The organism is Streptomyces sp. NPDC027962 (genome assembly GCF_055566095.1).
This window is the reverse complement of sequence record NZ_JBVHTA010000030.1, coordinates 50,136-66,983: the sequence shown is the minus strand read 5'-3', so window position 1 is coordinate 66,983 and position 16,848 is coordinate 50,136. Positions and strand designations below refer to the sequence as shown.

General features: G+C 71.7%; 16 protein-coding genes. 13 read left to right on the top strand and 3 right to left on the bottom strand.

Features of this window, described 5'->3' with window-relative positions; genetic code table 11:
• Positions 1-13 precede the first annotated feature (13 nt).
• From ACZ4SA_RS25370 to ACZ4SA_RS25350, 5 genes are all read left to right on the top strand, one after another.
• Complete coding sequence (locus tag ACZ4SA_RS25370) at positions 14-286, top strand: phosphoribosyl-ATP diphosphatase (protein WP_356631478.1); 273 nt, start codon at positions 14-16, stop codon at positions 284-286.
• Positions 287-339: 53 nt separating this feature from the next.
• Positions 340-1,188 carry an ATP phosphoribosyltransferase gene (gene hisG / locus ACZ4SA_RS25365; RefSeq protein ID WP_468278598.1) on the top strand — a complete coding sequence of 283 codons (849 nt, stop codon included), beginning with the start codon at positions 340-342 and terminating at the stop codon, positions 1,186-1,188.
• A 33-nt stretch (positions 1,189-1,221) separates the two neighbouring features.
• Positions 1,222-1,680, top strand: coding sequence for a PH domain-containing protein (locus ACZ4SA_RS25360; protein ID WP_468278595.1), 459 nt, complete (start codon positions 1,222-1,224; stop codon positions 1,678-1,680).
• Positions 1,681-1,869: 189 nt separating this feature from the next.
• Positions 1,870-3,222, top strand: a complete 1,353-nt coding sequence (locus ACZ4SA_RS25355; protein ID WP_468278592.1) for a hemolysin family protein — start codon at positions 1,870-1,872, stop codon at positions 3,220-3,222.
• Positions 3,219-4,337 (top strand): hemolysin family protein, encoded by a 1,119-nt coding sequence (locus ACZ4SA_RS25350; protein WP_468278589.1) that lies wholly within the window; start codon positions 3,219-3,221, stop codon positions 4,335-4,337. Before ACZ4SA_RS25355 ends, ACZ4SA_RS25350 begins: the two co-directional genes overlap by 4 nt.
• 13 nt (positions 4,338-4,350) lie before the next feature.
• Here the strand turns inward: ACZ4SA_RS25350 and ACZ4SA_RS25345 are convergent, their stop codons facing one another.
• On the bottom strand, positions 4,351-6,246 hold the full coding sequence (locus ACZ4SA_RS25345) for an AAA family ATPase (protein ID WP_468278586.1): 1,896 nt from the start codon (positions 6,244-6,246) through the stop codon (positions 4,351-4,353).
• A gap of 402 nt (positions 6,247-6,648) precedes the next feature.
• Positions 6,649-7,281, bottom strand: coding sequence for a uridine kinase family protein (locus tag ACZ4SA_RS25340; RefSeq protein ID WP_468278584.1), 633 nt, complete (start codon positions 7,279-7,281; stop codon positions 6,649-6,651).
• Positions 7,282-7,466: 185 nt separating this feature from the next.
• Between ACZ4SA_RS25340 and ACZ4SA_RS25335 the strand changes: the two genes are divergently transcribed.
• The 4 genes from ACZ4SA_RS25335 to ACZ4SA_RS25320 all read left to right on the top strand — a co-directional run bounded on the left by ACZ4SA_RS25335 (position 7,467) and on the right by ACZ4SA_RS25320 (position 11,466).
• Positions 7,467-8,849 carry a peptidase C39 family protein gene (locus ACZ4SA_RS25335; protein WP_468278582.1) on the top strand — a complete coding sequence of 461 codons (1,383 nt, stop codon included), beginning with the start codon at positions 7,467-7,469 and terminating at the stop codon, positions 8,847-8,849.
• A gap of 117 nt (positions 8,850-8,966) precedes the next feature.
• Positions 8,967-9,116 carry an SCO1431 family membrane protein gene (locus tag ACZ4SA_RS25330; protein WP_468278579.1) on the top strand — a complete coding sequence of 50 codons (150 nt, stop codon included), beginning with the start codon at positions 8,967-8,969 and terminating at the stop codon, positions 9,114-9,116.
• 112 nt (positions 9,117-9,228) lie between these two features.
• Complete coding sequence (locus ACZ4SA_RS25325) at positions 9,229-9,885, top strand: TetR/AcrR family transcriptional regulator (protein ID WP_468278576.1); 657 nt, start codon at positions 9,229-9,231, stop codon at positions 9,883-9,885.
• Positions 9,886-10,293: 408 nt separating this feature from the next.
• Complete coding sequence (locus tag ACZ4SA_RS25320; RefSeq protein WP_468278670.1) at positions 10,294-11,466, top strand: acyl-CoA dehydrogenase family protein; 1,173 nt, start codon at positions 10,294-10,296, stop codon at positions 11,464-11,466.
• Between the two features lie 401 nt (positions 11,467-11,867).
• Here ACZ4SA_RS25320 and ACZ4SA_RS25315 read toward each other — a convergent pair whose 3' ends face one another.
• Positions 11,868-12,287 carry a hypothetical protein gene (locus ACZ4SA_RS25315; protein ID WP_468278573.1) on the bottom strand — a complete coding sequence of 140 codons (420 nt, stop codon included), beginning with the start codon at positions 12,285-12,287 and terminating at the stop codon, positions 11,868-11,870.
• 205 nt (positions 12,288-12,492) lie between these two features.
• On the opposite strand from ACZ4SA_RS25315, the gene ACZ4SA_RS25310 reads away from it, so the two are divergent.
• From ACZ4SA_RS25310 to fxsA, 4 genes are all read left to right on the top strand, one after another.
• Positions 12,493-12,933, top strand: coding sequence for an Lrp/AsnC family transcriptional regulator (locus ACZ4SA_RS25310; protein ID WP_468278570.1), 441 nt, complete (start codon positions 12,493-12,495; stop codon positions 12,931-12,933).
• Between the two features lie 10 nt (positions 12,934-12,943).
• Complete coding sequence (locus ACZ4SA_RS25305; protein ID WP_468278567.1) at positions 12,944-14,587, top strand: amidohydrolase; 1,644 nt, start codon at positions 12,944-12,946, stop codon at positions 14,585-14,587.
• A 506-nt stretch (positions 14,588-15,093) separates the two neighbouring features.
• Positions 15,094-15,912, top strand: a complete 819-nt coding sequence (locus ACZ4SA_RS25300; RefSeq protein WP_468278565.1) for a polyprenol monophosphomannose synthase — start codon at positions 15,094-15,096, stop codon at positions 15,910-15,912.
• A 46-nt stretch (positions 15,913-15,958) separates the two neighbouring features.
• Entirely contained in the window at positions 15,959-16,543 is a 585-nt protein-coding gene (gene fxsA, locus ACZ4SA_RS25295) for an FxsA family membrane protein (protein WP_468278562.1), read from the top strand.
• Positions 16,544-16,848 lie beyond the last annotated feature (305 nt).

Here is a 16,848-nt window from a genome sequence, read left to right as displayed (position 1 = left end):
GTCTGGGACCACCATGTCCAATAAGACGTTCGAGGAGCTCTTCGCCGAGCTCCAGCAGAAGGCCGCCGAAGGCGACCCCGCCACCTCCCGTACCGCCGAGCTGGTGGGCAAGGGTGTCCATGCCATCGGCAAGAAGGTCGTCGAGGAGGCAGCCGAGGTGTGGATGGCCGCCGAGTACGAGGGCAAGGACGCCGCCGCGGAGGAGATCTCCCAGCTGCTGTACCACGTCCAGGTGATGATGGTCGCGCGGGGCATCTCCCTCGACGACGTCTACGCCCACCTCTAGCCGCCCCGCCTCTTCCGTAGTCATCCGTCACACGAACAAAGGAAGCCCGTCTCATGCTGCGCATCGCCGTTCCCAACAAGGGTTCACTGTCCGGACCTGCGTCGGCGATGCTCCATGAGGCCGGCTACCAGCAGCGCAAGGAGTCGAAGGAGCTCGTCCTCGTCGACCCCGAGAACGAGGTCGAGTTCTTCTACCTCCGCCCGCGTGACATCGCGATCTACGTGAGCTCCGGCAAGCTCGACATCGGCATCACCGGCCGCGACCTGCTGCTCGACTCCGGAGCGAATGCCGAGGAGATCCTCCAGCTCGGCTTCGCCCGCTCCACCTTCCGCTACGCCACCAGGCCCGGCACCGCGAAGGGCGTCGAGGACTTCGGCGGCATGACGATCGCCACCTCCTACGAGGGCATCGTCGCCAAGCACCTCGCCGACAACGGCATCGACGCCTCCGTCGTCCACCTCGACGGCGCCGTCGAGACCGCCATCGAGCTCGGCGTCGCCCAGGTCATCGCCGACGTCGTCGAGACCGGCACCAGCCTGCGCAACGCCGGCCTCGAGGTCATCGGCGAGCCGATCATGACCTCGGAGGCGGTCGTGATCCGGCGCACCGCAGCCGACCCCGAGCACGCCCAGGTGCAGCAGTTCCTGCGCCGCCTGCAGGGCGTCCTCGTGGCCCGCAGCTACGTGATGATGGACTACGACTGCCGCGTCGAGAACCTGGAGCAGGCGGTCGCACTCACCCCGGGCCTCGAGTCCCCGACGATCTCGCCCCTGCACCACGAGGGCTGGGTCGCCGTGCGCTCCATGGTCGCCGCCAAGGAAGCCCAGCGGATCATGGACGACCTGTACGCCCTCGGCGCGCGGGCCATCCTCACCACGGCCATCCACGCCTGCCGCCTCTGAGGACCCCACACCATCTCTGAGGACGCTCCCACCATGTCCACCACCGCACAGCCGGTTCCCGCCCTCCCGGTCACCTTCCGGCCGACCCTTACCCGGATCGTCCTGCTGACCGTGGGCGCGGTGATGGTCACCGTGGTCACCGCGATCGCCCTGCTCCTCGACCGGCTCAGCCCGCCCGAGCGGATCAGCTTCGTCTTCACGGCACTGCTCTTCTTCGGTGTGCTCGCGCTGCTGAGCCGGCCCAAAGTCGTCGCCGACGACGACGGGGTGACCGTCGTCAATCTCACCCGTACGCGCCGGCTGGCGTGGGCGGAGATCCTGCGGGTGAATCTGCGGTCCGGCGACCCGTGGGTGTTCCTCGACCTCAGCGACGGCACCAGCCTGCCGGTGCTCGGCATCCAGCCGGGCATCGCCAAGGCCCGCGCGATCGACGACGCCCGCGCTCTGCGTGCCCTCGCGGAGACCCGTGGCACCCGGCCGGATGCACCCTGACCGGCATTGCCCCTGCCTGTCCGGCCGTGGCTTGATTACTCTGGTGCGCGGCGGCGCCGAGTGCGCCCCGCCCCGCACCACGCGGCCCCGAGGCCGGCGGGGCCCCCTGCGACCCGAGGAGTGACTCCCTCCAGCAATGGACGGATCGTCCGGTAGTACCTGCGCCGCCCCCTCCCAGGAGGCGGCGGCATGATCATCCCGCTTCTGCTGCTTGCCGCAGCGTTTCTACTCATCCTCGCCAACGGCTTCTTCGTCGCCGCTGAGTTCGGACTCGTCACGGTGGAGCGCCCGGACGCCGAGCGCGCCGCGGCCGAGGGCGACCGCCGCGCCCGACGCGTCGTCACTGCGCTGCGCGAACTGTCCTTCCAGCTATCCGGCACGCAACTCGGCATCACGATCACCTCGCTCGTCGTCGGCATGCTTGCGCAGCCCGCTCTTGCCGGTCTGCTCGGCGGGCCGCTGACCGCGACCGGACTGCCCGAAGGGGCCGTGCCCGGGGTCGCGGTGGCCATCGGCATGCTGCTGGCCTCGGCCGTCCAGATGGTGATCGGCGAATTGGTCCCCAAGAACTGGGCAGTGTCCAGGCCCCTTCAGGTGGCCCGCTTCGTCGCCGGCCCGCAGACCGCCTTCTCGGCCGTCTTCCGCCCGGTCATCACCCTGTTGAACGCCGCCGCCAACCGTCTCGTACGGCTGACCGGCATCGAGCCCGCACAGGAGCTGGCGTCCGCCCGCACCCCCGGCGAGCTGGTGTCGCTGGCCCGCCACTCGGCGCGGGCCGGTGCGCTGGAACAGGACACCGCCGACCTGTTCGTGCGGACCCTGTCCCTCGGGCATCTCACCGCGCAGCATGTGATGACGCCTCGGGTGAGGGTGAGTGCCCTGCAGTCCGGCGCCACCGCGGCCGACGTCCTCAACCTCACCCGTGCGACGGGTCTGTCCCGCTTTCCCGTCTACCGGGAGCGCATCGACGAGATCGTCGGGATGGTGCATCTCAAGGACGCCCTCGCCGTGCGTTCACAGGAGCGCCGCAGGGTCCGCGTCGAGCAGATCGCCGTCGCCCCGCTCCTGGTGCCGGAGACCCTTCCGGTTCAGCAGCTCCTGGAACAGCTGCGCAGCGAACAGCCCATAGCCGTCGTCGTCGACGAGTACGGCGGCACGGCCGGCGTCGTCACCCTCGAGGACATCGTCGAGGAACTCGTCGGCGAGGTCCGCGACGAGCACGACGCGGAGCAGGACGCCCGGCCCGAGCTGGCGCCCGTCGGCTCCGAGGACGGACGGCCCGCATGGGAGGCCGACGGCAGCTGCCGTGTACTGACCCTGCGTCGCATAGGCCTCGACGTGCCGGACGGCCCCTACGAGACCGTCGCCGGCCTCGTCGCCGACCTGCTCGGACGCATCCCGGCCCCCGGCGACCGCGCCGAACTGCCCGGCTGGCGCCTGTCCGTGCGCCAGGTGGGCCGCTACCGGGCCGAGCGGGTGCGCCTGGTGCGCGCCGCCGACGTCACGGTGCTGACGGGCCCGGTCGCTGGGACGGCCCGATGAGCGCCCTGCAACTGCTGTTCGCCCTCCTGCTGGTCCTGGCGAACGGCTTCTTCGTCGGCGCCGAGTTCGCCCTCGTGTCGGTACGCCGCAGCCAGATCGAACCGCTCGCGGCACAGGGCTCCTCGCGGGCCCGGAGAGTGCTGCACGGTCTGGAGAACCTGCCGCAGATGATGGCGGCCGCCCAGTTCGGCATCACCGTCTGCTCCCTCACCCTCGGCGCGGTCGCCGAACCGACCGTGGCCCGCCTGCTGGAGCCCGTCTTCCACGCCGCACATGTGCCGGAGGGGCTCATCCACCCTCTGGGCTATGTGATCGCCCTGGCCGTCGTGGTCTTCCTGCACCTCGTCATCGGCGAGATGCTGCCGAAGAACCTGGCGATGGCGGCGCCGGAGCGGACCGCTCTGTGGCTCAGCCCCGGACTGGTCGGCTTCGCACGGCTCTGCCGGCCCGTCACCACCGGCCTCGGCGCCTGCGCACACCTGGTGCTGCGGGCCTTCGGGGTCGAGCCGAAGGACGAGGTGGAGGCCGTCTTCACCAGCGTGCAGCTGGGCCGGCTGGTGGAGGACGCGGGCCACGCGGGGCTGCTGGAGCCCGCCGAGCAGGAGCGGCTCGAGGATGCGCTCGAGCTGGGCAGCCGCCCGGTCACCGACGTCCTGATCCCGCGTTCCGCGCTGGTCACGGTCGCTCCGTCCGTCACCCCGCGGCAGATCGAGGAGTGCACGGTCCGCACCGGCTACTCCCGCTTCCCGGTGTGCGCAGAGGGCGACGGCCCGTTCATGGGCTACCTGCATGTGAAGGACGTGCTGGACCTGGAGGACGGGGAGCGCGCCGTGCCCCAGCACGTCTGGCGCCCGATGGCGACCCTGCGCGCCGAACTGCCGCTGGACGACGCACTCGCCGTGATGCGCCGGGCGGCGACCCATCTGGCGCAGGTCGCCGATGCGTCGGGGCGGGTGCTCGGGCTGGTCGCGCTGGAGGACGTACTGGAGATGCTGGTCGGCGAAGTACGCGATCCGGCCCACCGGGTCGCTGTGCCGAGGACGCCCCGCCCCGCTCCGGCCGCCGAGCCGCCCGCCGCCGACCCGGCGTCCTCCGAGGCGCTTGTGAACGGCTGACCGGCCGCGGGGATCAGCCGAGGGGAGGATCCTGCGGGCCGCGGCCCGTCGGACCGCGGCCCGACAGGACCTCCCCGTACGCCTGCATCAGATCGGGCAGCCGCAGTGTGGCGAGGTCCTCGCGGGTCGGCGGGCCCGGGTAGCCGGACAGCCGCAGATCACGGTAGGCGCAGCTCTTCTCGTACAGGGTGCGCAGGAAGCGGCCGTTGCCCAGCTCGTCGATCCACCCCTGGTCGACCACATGAGCGCTGATCGAGCGGAGCTCGTCCCGCGCTTCCTCGTCCCACACGTCGCCGTTGTCCGCAGCCAGTACGCCACCGATCGCGGTCAGCTCGAGCGGCCGGTACGAGGGGAAGTCGACGCGGGTGGTGAAACGGGACGACAGCCCCGGGTTCGTGGCGAGCAGCCGGTCCATACCCTCCGGGTAGCCGGCCAGTATGACGACCAGATGGTCGCGGTTGTCCTCGGCGCGTTTGAGCAGCACCTGCAGGGCCTCGTCGCCGTACGCGTCGCCCTTGCTGTAGCCGGAGTTGGAGAGGCTGTAGGCCTCGTCCACGAACAGCACCCCGCCCAGCGCCGAGTCGATCAGCTCGTTGGCCTTCACCGCCGTCTGGCCGAGGAACTCGCCGACCAGGTCGGACCGTTGGGCCTCCACCAGATGATCGCCGCCGAGCAGCCCCAAGGCATAGAACACCCGTCCGAGGATGCGTGCGACTGTCGTCTTGCCCGTGCCGGAGGGGCCGGAGAAGACGAAGTGCCGCTTCGGCGGCTGTACGGGCAGCCCCTGCCCGGCCCGCAGCCGCGCCATCTCCAGCTGCGCGGACAGGGCCTTCACCTGCCGCTTCACCGGTTCGAGACCTACCATCCGCTCCAGCTCCGCCAGTGCTTCGGCCAGCAGCACCGGATCGGTGGGCCCGGCGGGGAACGGCGGGGGAGCGGACCGCTCCGGGACGGCCGGCTTGCGCCGTCGTCCGTCGGCCGGCGCCGTCGGTACGACACTCGGCAGCTGCCCGCCGGGGTCACCCCCGAGGCGCGGCTCCGGGAACGGCGGCGGGTCCTTGTCCGGCTGGGCGTCGACGGCATCGCTGTTGAACCCGCCGAGCGAGACGGCGGCCAGGCCCATCGAGTCGTCGTAGCCGTCGATCCCGTCGTACTCGGCGATGGCCGCCAGCCGCGCGGACGTGTCCATGAAGGCCGGATCGATGCGGTGCACCGCGCGGTACAGCGGCAGCGCCGCCGCGCTGCGGCCGGTGCCCTCGTGCGCCCGGGCCAGCCAGTACCGCAGCTCCTTGCGCTGCGGCTGCTCGCTGCGGCAGCGCATCAGGGCGGCGGACAGCAGCGGCTCCGCCTGCCCGTACATCTCGAGGCGCACCCGAGCCATGCCGCCGAAGAGCCCGGCTTCGACACCCAGCAGCGGATCGTCGACGAGCGGTTCCGTGTGGCGTACGAGCTGCTCCCAGTCCTTGACCAGATAGGCCCGGCACGCGTGCAGGAACCGCACCTGCGGATCCGTGTCGACGGGCGGCAGCGCGGCCAGCGCCCGGTCCAGCTCGGGCACATGGCGGCCGTCGAGCCAGTGGGAGGCATGCGCGAGCAGCAGGTCCCGCGGGCTCTCCAGCACGGGCTGCACCCACCACCCCAGCCAGTACCAGGAGTTGAGGGTGCGGCGGTGCCGGGTCCGCTGCTCGCCGAAGCGGTCGCGGTTGCGGTACATGTGCAGCAGGGCGGTGGCCGTGTCGACGCGCAGGGCGTGCAGGCCCAGCCAGCCGTCCGCCATGCCGGGGTCGAGCCGGACGGCCGTGCGGAACTCCTCCTCGGCCTGCGGGTACGCGCCCATCGTGCAGGCGTCCACGCCACGCACCCAGGCGAGGTCTGCCGGCGTCCGTACGCCCTGCGTGCCGATGTCCATAGGGCCCCCCACTTCCCCCCACAAACGGTGCACCAGTGATGTCGCGCCGGGTGGACGCCGCGGTCGCGGCCACAACGGCCTTGCCGCGGAAGGGAATTGACCCTCCCCCTACGACCTTGCGGCCGTGGGAGGTGCCCACAGGGGTGCATCGTACCTGCGCGAGGGGCAGCGATTAAGAGCGCCGCGACGACCCGGCAACGGTGACCCAGGGTGAGCGAAAAGGGGTCGCGAAGGGGCCGGGGACGCGTGAAAGGGGGCAGAACGAAGCCCCCGATCACGGGGGAACAACCGGGGGCTTCGCGTCTGTGGCGGCTTCGGAAAGCCGCACATTGAGAACGTAAGACCTGCCCGCCCCGTCGGTCAAGCAGAGTTGAGGCACTCTTGAGTCCGAATTCCGACTGTTCAGTACGCCGGGGGAGAGCCCTCACTGCGCGTGATCGAGTGGTGCGAACGTGCAGTCTCTGAGGCCTGCGGGAGCCACTCGTACCCCTCACGGCACTCGCGTATCAGCGCATCCGCGAACGAGCGGGACGGATCGGCCGAGAAATGGCGTGTCTCCGCCGCTGTCCATCCGTCCCAGAAGGCGGAGAGCGTGACGCCGTCGCGTGCCCTGCCCCGCGCCCAGGACTCCTGCGCCCCCCGGTCCATCCACAGCAGCGCCGCGAGACAGGGGCGCAGGGCGCGCCGTCCGGCACCCACACCCTCGACCAGCACGACGGGCGCCGCGGCCAGCCCGCGCGGGGCAAGGAAGCGCCGCAGATTCCAGTCGTACGGGTGGTACTCCGCGTCTCGGCCGGCCGCCAGCGGACCGATCACCTGGCTCAGCACCCGCCCGGTCCAGTCGAACAACTCCTGGTGGGTGGCCAGGTCGTCGAGATGCAGCACCGGTACGTCCCCGCCGAGCGCCTCGGCCAGCCGGCCCGTGAACGTGCTCTTGCCGGAGCCCGCGTGGCCGTCCACGGCGACCAGTCGCACCGGACCGCAGGAGGGTGCCAGCGCACGCAGCCCGGCTGCCCGCCGCTCGAGGTCGTCCATGGGGCCACCCTACGAGGCGGCCGGACGGGGGCGCAGGCACGGCCCGCGCCCGCCTTGCGCGGCGCCGCCGGTCATGCCACTGGACCAGACCGATATTGGATCGGCGACGCGAGTCGAATCGCCGGCAGAAGCGCGTTCCGCTCCGGGATAGTTGGCCCACTGTCGCGCACTGATTCGGGGGTCACATGGCCAGACCTGCTTCGCGCAGAACCGTACTGGGCGCCGCGATCGCGGCAGCCGCCACCGCGGCGACACTGTCCACCGCCGCCGGACAGGCAGCGGCGGTGACCGGCAGGGCCGCGGACTGCGAATCCACTCGCCGGGCCCGGCGTTCCGGAGCGTCGGTCGACAACCGCTTCTGGTCCTCCTACACGGACTGGCGGTGCGGCGAACGGGCCGGCACCACCGCCGTCGCCGGCCGCCGCCCCGGCGTGGCCGTCGCGCAGCCCGCCGGGACCACGGACTACACCGACCCGCACACCGGAACGACCTCGCGCTGGGAGTACGCCACCTGGACCTCCCCGGTCCACCGCCCGAGCGTCCCCGCCACCGAGGTGATCGCCACCTGGAACGCGCAGACGCCGGCCGGGACCTGGATCCAGGTCGAGCTGAGCGGCGAGTACTCCGACGGCAGTGCCACCCCGTGGTTCGTCATGGGCCGCTGGGCCGCCGGCGACGAGGACATCCGCCGCACCTCGGTGGACGACCAGGGCGACGGCAGGGCGAGCATCTGGACCGACACGTTCTCCGTCGACGACGCCGCGAGCGGACTGCGCCTGACGGCATACCGCCTGCGGGTCACTCTGTACCGCCGGCCGGGGACCCGGCTCACGCCCACCGTGTGGCGCCTCGGAGCCATGGCCTCCGACATCCCGGACCGCTTCGGCGTCCCCGCGTCCCAGCCGGGCCTGGCGCACGAGCTGCCGGTGCCGCGGTACTCCCAGAACACGCATGTGGGCCAGTACCCGGAGTACGACAACGGCGGCGAGGCCTGGTGCAGCCCCACCTCCTCGCAGATGATCATCGAGTACTGGGGACGCAAGCCCTCCGCCGGCGATCTGGCCTGGGTGAACCCCGACTTCGACGACCCACAGGTCTGCCACGCGGCCCGCCACACCTTCGACCACCAGTACGAGGGCTGCGGCAACTGGCCGTTCAACGCCGCCTACGCCGCGACCTACCGCGACATGAGCGCCGTTGTCACCCGGCTCTCCTCGCTGACCGACCTGGAGACGCTGATCGCGGCCGGAATCCCGGCCATAACGTCCCAGTCGTTCCTCAAGGAGGAGCTCACCGGCGCCGGCTACGGCACATCGGGCCACCTGATGACCGTGATCGGCTTCACCGCGGACGGCGACGTGATCGCGAACGATCCGGCGTCCCCCAGCAACGCGGCCGTGCGCCGTGTCTACAGGCGTGCCGAGTGGGAGAAGATCTGGCTGCGCACGAAGCGCTACAACGCGAGCGGGAAGGTGGTCTCGGGCACAGGCGGCGTCTGCTACCTGTACTGGCCCGCCTTCCCGACACCCGCCCAGCGCAAGGCCCTCGCGGCGGTCGGCGTCCACTGACACGCACGGCTTTCCCGGGGGGAGTGACCAATGTCTCCACCCCCGGGGCCGGAACTGCTGGCACTGTGGTGTGGTCACGGGGGAGACCACCTGCCAGACGACCGAGCGAGATGCACCATGACTTCGACCGCAGCCACGGCCGACCGAGTCCGGCCCACGACCCGCACCGGCGGCCCGGACGACGAGTCCGACATCCTCGAGCACGTCCTCGGCTGGACGCTGGTCGTCGTCCTCGCCATGCTGATCACCCAGGTCGGCCTCTTCTAGCCTCCCGGTCCCGCCCGACGACTGCGGGACTGCGGCGACTGCGGCGTGATCCAGCCCTGACATGCCGCGAAGACCGGGCCCGATCCTCCGGCACTCGAGACCAGGGATCATCTTGAGCAGCAGTCACCAGCGCGGCGCGACCGAGCGGGCGCAGATCCGGCGATCCGAACTCCTCGCGATCGGCCGGAAGTTGTTCGCCGACACCTCGTACGACGCCCTGTCGGTCGACGACATCGCCCAGCGCGCGGGCATCGCCAAAGGGCTGATCTACTACTACTTCAAGAGCAAACGCGGCTACTACCTGGCCGTGATCGAGGATTCGGTGGCCGAGCTCGTCTCCCGGGCCGCCGGTGAGCCGGAGCTGCCGCGCGCCGAGCGCGTGCAGCGCACCGTCGACGGCTATCTCTGCTACGCCGAGCACCACCAGGCTGCGTTCCGCACCATCGTCACGGGCGGTGTCGGTTTCGACACCCAGGTGCAGGCGATCCGGGACGCGGTGCGCGAAGAGCTGATCGCGACCATCGCGGAAGGCGCGTACGGACGGCGTGAGATCCCGCTGATGGCCAGGCTCGCCCTGCTGGGCTGGCTCAGCGGTGTCGAACAGATCATCCTCGACTGGCTGGCCGGCCGCAGGCCGGACCGCGATGCGGTCTGCTCGCTGCTGGTGCGGCTGCTGGGCGCCACGCTGCGCACCATCGCGGAGTTCGAGCCCGCCTGCCCGGAGCCGTCGCCCGCCGCCGAACCGGCCGCGGTGCCGCTGACCGTATGAGCGAGGGCCCGTGGAATGAGCGAGGGCTGACCGTACGGGCGGGCGGGGGCTCATCGTACGAGCGAGGGGCGGGCGCCCGTTCGGCTGCCCGCCCTTGATCGCCTTTGTGCACTCCTTCTGCGTCACCCCGGTCCGGCCGCGCCCGCCTTCGGTGCGTAAACGGTAGGAGGACTGGACCGGTCGGCCAATGGTTCGTGCCAGTTCCGATGAGTGCTGGATCACGGTCACGGCCTGCAGGCGACCTGGTGACGGGGCCCGCCGAATCGGGCATACTCAACGCGCCACAAGCCGCTGTCCAGCTTCTTTCGTGATCCGGAAGGCAGCATCGGCCTGGCAGTACGACCGGCGGCGCGCCCACACCCTGCGTGCGTGACCGCCGCAGCGCCCGACAGGGAGGAGAGCGCCGCAATGCCCGACCGCGCCCCGCAGCCGGTGGACCGTCAGCTGCCCACCGAGGAGGCCAGGGACCTGATCACCCTGGTCCGCGACATCGTCCAGCGGGAGATCGCCCCCCGGGCGGCCGAGGAGGAGGACGCCGGCCACTTCCCGCGCGAGGTGTTCTCGCTCCTGTCCGAGTCCGGACTGCTCGGCCTTCCCTACGACTCCGCGTTCGGCGGCGGGGACCAGCCGTACGAGGTCTACCTCCAGGTCCTGGAGGAGCTCGCCGCGGCCCGCCTCACCGTCGGTCTCGGCGTGAGTGTCCACTCCCTCGCCTGCCATGCGCTGGCCGGCTACGGCACCAAGGAGCAGCAGGCCGAGCATCTGCCCGCGATGCTCGGCGGCGGGCTGCTCGGCGCCTACTGCCTCTCCGAGCCCGCCTCCGGCTCCGACGCCGCCTCCCTGCGGACCAAAGCGGTCCGCGACGGCGACGACTGGGTCATCACCGGCACCAAGGCCTGGATCACCCACGGCGGGGTCGCCGACTTCTACACGGTCCTGGCCCGCACCGGCGTCGACGGCCCGCGCGGCATCACGGCCTTCCTGGTTCCCGGCGACGCACAGGGACTGAACGCCGCCGCACCCGAGAAGAAGATGGGAATGAAGGGCTCGCCCACGGCCCAGCTCCACTTCGACGGGGTGCGGGTCACGGACTCCCGCCGTCTCGGCGAGGAGGGGCAGGGCTTCGCCGTCGCGCTCTCGGCGCTCGACTCCGGCCGGCTCGGCATCGCCGCCTGCGCCATCGGCATCGCCCAGGCCGCGCTCGACGAGGCGCTCGAATACGCCACGGGGCGCAAGCAGTTCGGTCGCCCCATCGCCGACTTCCAGGGACTGCGCTTCATGCTCGCCGACATGGCCACCCGGATCGAGGCGGGGCGGGCGCTGTACCTCGCCGCGGCCCGGTTGCGGGACGCGGGCAAGCCGTTCTCGCAGCAGGCCGCCATGGCGAAGCTGTTCTGCACGGACACGGCGATGAGCGTCACCACCGACGCCGTCCAGGTCCTCGGCGGCTACGGCTACACCCAGGACTTCCCCGTCGAGCGCTTCATGCGCGAGGCCAAGGTCCTGCAGATCGTGGAAGGCACCAACCAGATCCAGCGGATGGTCATCGCCCGGCACCTGGCCGGGCCTGAGACGCGCTGACCCGCCCGCCCGGAACCGGAGGCGCCGCGAGTCTGATCCATTCGGGATCGCGGCGTCCCGGCAGGGTTCTGCCCCGGCTCGCCCAGAGCTGGAGGAGCTCGTGGTAGATCGGCGGATCGGCCGGTCGCGGAACCGATTCTTCAAAGGCGGGCACGACAAGGCGCCGCCGGCTACGCGTAGTCGCGGAGTGCAGTCTCATGCCCCGCCAACGCGCGGCGCACGGCAGCGGTTACCGGCAGGACTATTCGAGCGCCAGTGCACGGACTACACGGTCCGCCGCCCAGTCCTGATGGCCGGCGCGCCGCGGCGGTCCCGACGCCACGGCGCACTCGACTCCCAGGCCCCGCCGCGAAGATCCGGAGCTGTCCGGAGGACGCGGGCCTGCCGGCCTGTCGGGGTTGTCAGGCGGCGCGCCGCATCGGCGGCACCTTCAGCGGCCGCGACCCCGGGCCGCCGACGTGCGAGAAGGGCTGGGTACGCCAGTCCAATGTCTGGGGGAGCGTCAACAGCAGTGCGGTGTCCTGCTCCTGAAGCTCCAGCGACTCGTCGGCCGGGCGGGCCGAGGAGGCGTCCCGGCCGGTGCCCGAGCACACCGTCAGCCCGAACGGGTTCCACGGAGTGGGGCACAGCGCGTGCTCCGGCAGGACGTCCTCGTCCGCCAGCAGCGCGATCGGCTGCGCACAGTCCGGGCAGATCACCCGGAACATCTCGAAGGTGTCGTACGCCTCCAGGTCGTCCCTCTCCGTCAATTCGGCCGGATCAACAGGCTCCGGTTCGGTACGTCCGCCGTTCTTGGACGGCGCAGTCTTGGCGCTCTGCATCGAGAATCTCCCCCTCGGATGGGCCGTTCAGGCACTTGCGGCCTCGACCACAGCAAGCAATGCCCATCGCGCCGGGCAGGTAACCGTGGGGTCACGGCGCAGCCGCCGGGCAAACCTGTGGCGTTCATCACATGACCTCCCCAGGTGTCCTTCCGGGCCGTCGCGGGCTGTGCCGGAGGCGACCTGGGGCAATAGGTTGATCCGCATGGAGGAGCTGGATCGTCAGATCGTGGATTTGCTCGTCAAGGACGGGCGGATGAGCTACACCGACCTGGGCAAGGCCACGGGCCTGTCCACCTCGGCGGTGCATCAGCGCGTCCGCCGTCTCGAGCAGCGGGGCGTCATCCGCGGTTACGCAGCGGTCGTCGATCCCGAGGCGGTCGGGCTGCCGCTCACCGCGTTCATCTCGGTGAAGCCGTTCGACCCGAGCGCCCCCGACGACATCGCGGACCGGCTTGCCGACGTCCCCGAGATCGAGGCGTGCCACAGCGTCGCGGGCGACGAGAACTACATCCTCAAGGTGCGCGTCGCCACCCCGCTGGAGCTGGAGGACCTGCTCACCCGCATCCGCTCCCTGTCCGGTGTCTCCACCCGCACCACGGTCGTCCTCTCCACCCCGTACGAGGCACGCCCGCCGCGTATCTAGTCTTGGTCCCATGACCGAGAGCACCGCCCCCCAGAGCGAACACCGCACCGTGCTGCTGCGCGGTGGAGAAGTCCACAGCCCGGCCGACCCCTTCGCCACCGCGATGGTCGTCGAGAAGGGACACGTCGCCTGGGTGGGCTCCGAAGGTGCCGCCGACGCCTTCGCCTCCGGCGTCGACGAGGTGATCGACCTCGAAGGGGCCCTGGTCACCCCCGCGTTCACCGACGCGCACGTCCACACCACGTCGACCGGACTCACCCTCACCGGCCTCGACCTCTCCCGCGCCGCATCCCTTGCGGAGGCCCTGCGTCTCGTACGGGAGCACAGCGCCGCGCGCCCCGCCGACCAGGTGCTCCTCGGCCACGGCTGGGACGCGACCCGCTGGCCCGAGCAGCGGCCCCCGATCCGCGCGGAGCTCGACGAGGCGACTGGCGGCCGCCCCCTGTACCTGCCGCGTGTCGACGTCCACTCGGCGGTCGTCACCACCGCGCTGCTCGACCTCGTTCCCGGCGTCACCGATCTCGCCGGCTACCACCCCGACGCTCCGCTGACCGCCGCCGCCCACCACGCCGTGCGTGCGGCCGCCCACGCGGCCGTCACTCCCGCGCAGCGGACAGCGGCGCGGCGTGCGGCACTCGCCAACGCCGCCTCCCTCGGCATCGGCACCGTCCACGAGTGCGCCGGACCTGAGATCTCCGACGAGGACGACTTCACCTCCCTTCTGGCGCTCGCGGCGGCGCAGGCAGGACCCCGGGTCGTCGGGTACTGGGCCGAACAGGTCGCCGACGAGAAGGACGCCAGGCGCATCCGCGAACTCGGTGCCGCGGGCGCCGCGGGCGACCTGTTCGTCGACGGGTCCCTCGGCTCGCACACCGCGTGCCTCCACGTCCCCTACACCGATGCCCCCGGCACGAGCGGGAGCCCCCACCTCGACGCGGCCGCGGTCGCGGCCCATGTCGCAGCGTGCACGGAGGCAGGGCTCCAAGCCGGTTTCCATGCCATCGGCGACGCCGCTCTGAGCGCGGTCGTCGACGGCGTGCGTGCGGCCGCCGAGCGGGTCGGACCGTCCCGTGTCCGCGCCGCGAGGCACCGGATCGAGCACGCCGAGATGCTCACCCCGGAGACCATCGCCGCCTTCGCCGAGTTCGGGCTCACCGCCTCTGTCCAGCCCGCCTTCGACGCGGCCTGGGGCGGCGACGACGGCATGTACGCCCAGCGCCTCGGCGCGGACCGGGCCCGCACCCTCAACCCGTTCGCGGCGCTGCTGCGGGCCGGAGTGCCGCTCGCCTTCGGCTCCGACAGCCCGGTGACACCTCTCGACCCGTGGGGCACCGTGCGGGCAGCGGCCTTCCACCGGACGCCCGGACACCGCATCTCCGCGCGTGCCGCCTTCACCGCCCACACGCGGGGCGGCTGGCGTGCCGTCGGCCGCGACGACGCAGGGGTGCTCGTCCCCGGCGCTCCGGCCGACTACGCGGTCTGGCGCACCGGGGAGTTGGTCGTCCAGGCCCCCGACGACCGCGTCGCGCGGTGGTCCACCGACCCCCGTTCCGGCACCCCTGGTCTCCCCGATCTCAGCCCGGGCAGGGAACTTCCCGTATGCCTGCGGACAGTGGTCGCGGGGCGTACCGTCTTCGCGGGCCCGAACGGGTGACGTACGGACATTTCGCACCCCCGAAGGATTCTCCCGCCGGTCCGCCACGACCTGCGGATCTTCGCGTCTGACCTGGTAGTTCGGTCGATTGTCGCTGATCAGGCGACTGTTGACAGCCGACGCCCACCGGCGGGTAGGTTCGGCCGGGTCCACCAAAGAACGTCCGGCCGGCAACCTCCACGCAAGTCGTCGAACGCCGCTGGGTCATGGGGTGGTGTGCCGCACCGGCGCACCACCACTGGGAGCCAGGTTCAGCGCCCGCGCCTCGGGGGCAGAGGGAAGGATTCAGCCGGCCGGCAGGTGCGACCCGGGTGGGGCCCGGCGTTCAGTAGACAACGGCTCTCGGTCGACCCGCAGCCAGCGGGCCCCAGGTCGGCCCGAAGGACGCCGGGCCCGATCCGCTCCGCCCGTCCGGCCGACCGGTTCCCGGATGATCCGTGCCGCCGCAATCGCGCTCGTCGCTCTCGCTATGGTTGGGCTCTGCGTACGGACTTTAAGGGGCAGCAGTGAACGACGGTGGTGCGGTTCCCCATGGCGGAGGACCCCAGGGGAGGCGGTACGGCCCGCTCGGCAGAGCCTTGGTGATCATCCCGACCTACAACGAGGCCGAGAACATCCGGTCGATCGTCTCCCGGGTGCGGGCCGCCGTGCCCGAGGCGCACGTCCTCGTCGCGGACGACAACAGCCCCGACGGCACGGGAAAGTTCGCCGACGAGTTCGCCGCGCAGGACGAGCAGGTTCATGTGCTGCACCGCAAGGGCAAGGAAGGCCTCGGCGCCGCCTACCTCGCGGGCTTCGACTGGGGCATCGAGCACGGCTACGGCGTCCTGGTCGAGATGGACGCCGACGGCTCCCACCAGCCGGAGGAACTGCCCCGACTGCTGACCGCCCTCAAGGGCGCCGACCTCGTACTCGGCTCCCGCTGGGTCCCCGGCGGGCGGGTCGTCAACTGGCCGAAGCACCGCAAGTTCCTCTCCCGCGGGGGCAGCACGTACTCGCGCATGCTGCTCGGCGTGCCGCTGCGGGACGTCACCGGAGGCTTCCGTGCCTTCCGCACCGAGACCCTCCAGGGCCTCGGCCTCGGCGACGTCGCCTCCCAGGGCTACTGCTTCCAGGTCGACCTCGCCCGGCGGGCCGTGGCCGCCGGTTTCCACGTGGTCGAGGTCCCGATCACCTTCGTCGAGCGCGAACACGGTGACTCGAAGATGAACAGGGACATCGTCGTCGAGGCGCTCTGGCGCGTCACCGCGTGGGGAGTGGGGGAGCGGGTGGGCCGCATCACCGGCCGCAGGACGCCCCTGCCGCGCGCACCTCGATCTTCCTGACAACCCCCATACGCCGCTCCGGCAATCGCCCAGGCACACTGGGAGCATGACGACCGGTGCCCCGCCCCCGACCGCCCCGAAGCGCACACGCGCCCGCACGTATCTCCCGCTGGCCATCGCCGCCTGGCTGATCCTGGAGATCTGGCTGCTGACTGTGGTGGCGGACCAGGCCGGCGGCTTCGCCGTCCTCGGACTGCTGGTCGGCGCGGGGATCCTGGGCGCCGTGGTGATCAAGCGCGCCGGGCGCCGGGCCTTCACGAACCTCAGGGAGACCCTCCAGCAGCAGACGGGACAGGGTGCGGCGCCTGCCGCCTCCCCGGCGCGCGGCGAGAGCAACGGTCTGCTGATGCTCGGCGGGCTCCTGCTGATGCTGCCGGGTCTGATCTCCGATGTGGCCGGGCTGCTGATTCTGCTTCCGCCTGTGCGCACCCGGCTCGGCCGGCTCGCCGAGCGCTCGCTGGAGCGGCGTGTGAACGCCGCGATGGCCGGCGGCCTCGGCGGTGCGTTCCAGCAGGCCCGGATGCGACACCCGGACGGCAAGGTCGTCCAGGGTGAGGTCATTCACGAGGGCGGCGCGCAGCGCCGCGACGACCACCGGGACGACCGGCCCCGGCCGCCGCTGACGCCCTGACGGGGCCTGGCCAAGGGCGGGCCGGTCTCGGACTTCCCGTACGCGCCTGGCGTTCATGGCTCAGGCGGCACGGTGCTGCCCGCCCGCAACGTGCGTGGAGCCCCCGCAACCCGGAACGTGGCCCGCGGAATCACGTGGCCCGGAACGTGCGTGGAGCCCCCGCAACCCGGAACGTGACGAGAGCCGCGGGGGGGGGGGGGGGGGGGGGGGGGGGGGGGGGGAGGGGTGGGGGGGGGGGGGGTTTTTGGTTGGGGAATTTACAGGCAGAAAGGGGGTGGTTGGGGGACGCGGGGAGGAGGACGGAG